Origin of the sequence: Acidocella sp., from assembly GCF_052326845.1 — a bacterium.
Lineage (GTDB): Bacteria > Pseudomonadota > Alphaproteobacteria > Acetobacterales > Acetobacteraceae > Acidocella.
Genome location: NZ_JBKQJR010000065.1, coordinates 1 through 3,914 on the forward strand (window position 1 = coordinate 1; position 3,914 = coordinate 3,914).

At 68.0% G+C, this 3,914-nt stretch carries 4 protein-coding genes; 2 read left to right on the forward strand and 2 right to left on the reverse strand.

Going from position 1 to position 3,914, the window contains the following annotated elements; translation table 11 throughout:
• Window positions 1-2,027 (forward strand): GumC family protein (locus tag ACLPJJ_RS04110; protein ID WP_443589684.1); only part of this gene is annotated, 2,027 nt, incomplete at its 5' end.
• Here the strand turns inward: ACLPJJ_RS04110 and ACLPJJ_RS04115 are convergent.
• Both ACLPJJ_RS04115 and ACLPJJ_RS04120 read right to left on the reverse strand, forming a co-directional pair.
• Window positions 2,024-2,236, reverse strand: a complete 213-nt coding sequence (locus ACLPJJ_RS04115) for a hypothetical protein (protein WP_443589685.1) — start codon at window positions 2,234-2,236, stop codon at window positions 2,024-2,026. The two genes, ACLPJJ_RS04110 and ACLPJJ_RS04115, sit on opposite strands and share 4 nt — an antisense overlap.
• 8 nt (window positions 2,237-2,244) lie before the next feature.
• Complete coding sequence (locus ACLPJJ_RS04120; RefSeq protein WP_443589686.1) at window positions 2,245-3,246, reverse strand: acyltransferase family protein; 1,002 nt, start codon at window positions 3,244-3,246, stop codon at window positions 2,245-2,247.
• A 64-nt stretch (window positions 3,247-3,310) separates the two neighbouring features.
• On the opposite strand from ACLPJJ_RS04120, the gene ACLPJJ_RS04125 reads away from it, so the two are divergent.
• A partial coding sequence (locus ACLPJJ_RS04125; RefSeq protein WP_443589687.1) for a hypothetical protein occupies window positions 3,311-3,914 on the forward strand: 604 nt, incomplete at its 3' end.

The following is a 3,914-nucleotide window of genomic DNA, read 5'->3' on the forward strand; positions in this document are numbered from 1 at the left end:
GCTGGCGCATCATCCTTGCCAGCACCGTGCTGGTGCCGGCCCTTACCCTGATGGGGGTGCTGCGCACGCCGCTCACCTACACGGCCACGGGCATCGTGCTCTACGACCCGGCAAGCGCCACGGTGCCCGGCGACAACAACACTGTCCCGCAGGATGCCTCGGATGAGGATGCAGTGGTGGCCAGCCAAAGCGAGGTGATCGCCAGCCTGCCGGCGGCGGGGCAGATCGCGGCCAGGCTGAACCTCGCGGCCTCGCCCGCATTCAACCCCGCCGTCGCGCCCCGGCATTTTCCCTTCACCCTGCTGCCCAGCCCGAAGCCGTCCACGCCGGATGAACTGGCCGAGGCCACGCGCCGGGCTATGGATGTCCAGGTGCTGCCGGGCTCGCGCGTGCTCACCGTGTCCTTTACCAGCACCTCGCCTGAGCTTGCCGCCGCCGCCGCCAACCTCGCGATGCAGCTCTATCTGGATCATGAGCGGGATGTTTCCTTCGCCGCGCTGAACGACGCGCAGTCCTGGCTGGAGAAACACGCCGCCGACGTGCAGTCGCAGCTGGATGTAACGGAGACAGAGCTGGCCCAGGCGCGCGCCGCCGCCGGGGTGGTTCAGGGGGCGCAATCGACCCTGACGACGGAGACGGTGAGCCGGCTGGCGGCTTCGCTGGTGGAGGCGCAGGCGGATCTGGCCATGGCCCAGGCCCGGCTGGACGCCGCCAGCGGTGGCGATGCCGCCGCCGCCAACGCCGCCATCGCGCCCAACCTGCTGCCGCTGCGCAAGGAGCAGGCGGACCTCACGGCACAGGCGCAGTCGCTCGCGGCGCAATACGGGCCGGACTATCCCGATCTCATCGCCGCACGCACCCAACTCGCCGCCATCACCGCCGAGATCACCGCCGAGACCGGGCGCGAGTTGGATGCCGCCCGCGCCCAGGTGGCGGCGGACAAGGCGCAGATAGCCACGCTGCAATCGGCGCTGGAGGCGGCACGGTCGCAAAGCCAAACAGAGGATGAGGAGGCAGCACCCATCCGCGCTTTGGAGCAGCGCGCCGCCGCGGGGCAGGACATGCTGCGCGCCATGACCCAGCAGGCGGACCAGCTGGCGCAGGATGCCTCGCTGACCAAGCCCGATGCCCGCATCCTCTCCACCGCCGCGGTGCCCACACAGCCCAGCGCGCCGCATAGGGGCCTGATCCTCGGCGCGGCCCTGGGGCTGGGCTTCTGCCTCGGCGTGCTGCTGGCCGGGCTGCGGGACGCGTTGGACACCTCCCTGCGCTCGGGCGTGGATGTCCGCGCGCATTTCGGCCTCTCCTGCTTCGCCCTGCTGCCGGAAACCGCCGCGCCGCAGGTGGCCGCCTTGCAGGCGCCGTTCTCGCTCTATGCCGAGCAGCTGCGCTCCCTGCGCACCGGGCTCGGCCTGAGTGAAGGCCCGTGCAAGATCATCGCCATCACCGCCGCCCGCCCGGGCGAGGGCAAGACGACGCTGACCATCGCCCTGGCGCGCTCCCTGGCTTCCGCCGGTTTGCGTGTCCTCGCCGTGGATGGCGACATCCGCCAGCCGAGCTTCGATCCGGTGTTCAACTGCGTGGGCGCCCCTGGGCTCACCGACCATCTCGCCGGGCTGGCGGGTGCGGATGAGGTGATCCGGCGGGACAGCCTGACTCCCCTGAAGATCCTGCCCGCGGGCACCCAGGCGAAGGCCGCGCTCTCGCTCTTCCTGTCGCCAGCACTGCGGCAGTTCCTGTTCATGCTGCGCGAGGAGTTCGACGTCATCCTGATCGACGCACCCCCCGCCTTCGCCCTGGCCGAGGGGCGGGTGCTGGCACGGCTCGCGGATTCCGCACTGCTCTGCATCCGCTGGGGGCACACACCGCGCCGTGTGGTCCGCGCCGCCATCACCCTGTTGCAGGAGGCCGGGGTGGTGTTGGCCGGCACGGCGCTGACGCGCGTGAACGTGGCTCAGCATGAGAAATCGGGCTATGCCGACGCGGAAGTGTACCAGCCGCGCTATGGCGGGTATTTTCTACATTAATCGGCGTTACGCTCCCGCCCGGCCAGCAGCACGATATAGGCGTGCAAGCCGGGCAGGCTGAACCGCCGCCGCCAGTCGATGGCATGGTCCACCCGGTTGCGCATGGCGAAGTGCAGTTCGACCGCTTCCAGCTGCGCCCTGGAGAAGCTCGCGGCGAGCGCTGGCTCCAGCCGGGCCAGGAAGCGCGCCATGTCCTGGTTGCGCAACACGGCGCGGGCTAGTTGGTCAGCCTGTCCAGGTACGGCACATGCACGAAGATGTAGCGTTTCAGCGCCACCGGGCCCAGCACGCCGGAGAGCATTAGCACGGCGGCAAACCCGTAGAAATTCGCCCCGTCCCAGGAGACGCACCGCAGCAGCGCGCCTTTCGTCAGACCGATGAACAGCGTGTTGAACAGGTAGATCATAAAACTGTACCGCCCAAGGAACAGGAAACTCTGCTTGAGCGAAGTATCCGGCAAATCCCTTAAGTAGCCGTGAAGTGCTGGGAAGGAGAGCATGCCCACCCCCAGCAGCAACGGCGCCTGCGGCCAGTGCCTGCCGAACACAATGATCGCCGCCAGCATTGCGAGCAGCGCCGCCATGGCTGGCCTCCAGGCGCGGTCGATGAACGCCAGCCAGCGCCCGCCCAGAAGGCCGGCCCCGGCCCCGAGCAGAAAGAACACCGCGTAGCTGCCCACCCGGTCGGCATAGGCATAGGCGGGCAGCGGCATGGCATAAAGCACGAGGCTCGCCGCGAGCAGCCAGGGCAGGCGGGGAGGCCGCCCGTTGAGCGCCGCCATGCTGACCGTGCTCACCACGAACAGCACGAACAGGTACCAGATGCTGAGCGCCGGGCTGGCGGCGGTGTGCCAGAGCAGATCGCCCGCCCCCGCCCAGAACGCGGCGGGGGCGTTGTCCACGCTTATCACCCGGGCGAGTGCCAGCTTGCCGCACACGATCAGCAGCCCCAGCCCGAAGAATGGCAGCAACAACCGTCTCGCCCGCGCCACCACCACGCCGCGCCAGCCTGGGCGGGGAGTGAACAGCATGCCGGTTTCCACCGCCACCAGCCCGCTTAAGTACAGGAAGAACGGCATATGGAACGCATACACGGCCTGGCGCAGCGGCTCGTACCAGCCCGCGCCCGCGGGGTCGGCCCTGGCCACCAGATGCCCGAAGACGACGAACAGGATGGCCATGCCCTTCGCTGCGTCGATATCCGAGCGCCGTGCCTGCAAAGAAGTTAACCTGCGGTTGTTTTTGCTACTATACGTTGCAAGACGTTAATGCAAAAGACGGCTAGTGACCGCAGAGAAGCACTTCGCCGCCGCACTAACGGCTTGTCTGGTCCTGGCGGCCCCGGCCAGGGCGCAGCAGCTCGACCTCCTTCTGCCGGAGGACAGCGTGCCCGGCTACGGGCAGAAATTCAGCGTCATATCCGAGCACAAGGAATTCGCCCCCGGCGCCACCGGATGGGAGTGGAACGGCATCTCCCTGGCGCCCGCTCTTGCCGCCAGCACGGGGTATGATTCCGCGCCCAACGGGGCCGGGGGCTCCGCCCTGCTTAACGCCTCGCCCAGCGTTCTGGTGTCCGACCCGGTCGCCGGTTTCGGTGCCTATGCCGAGGTCAACAGCTCCGCCTATCCACAGGATGCGTCGCAAAACGCCGTCACCGCCATGCTTGCGGGGGGCGAGCGGATAGAGCTGCCGCGCGAGGTTGTCACTGTCGCCGCCGCCTATTTGCGCGGCGCGGAAACAGGTTTCGATATCGATACGCAAAATCTGACCCGCCCTCTGGTCTTCGCGGTGACCGATCTTCGCGCGAGCGACGAAATTGTTGCGGGGATGTTCACGATTAAGCCGGAAGTTGATTCCGCCATCTACAGCTTTCCGGATACATCTGACC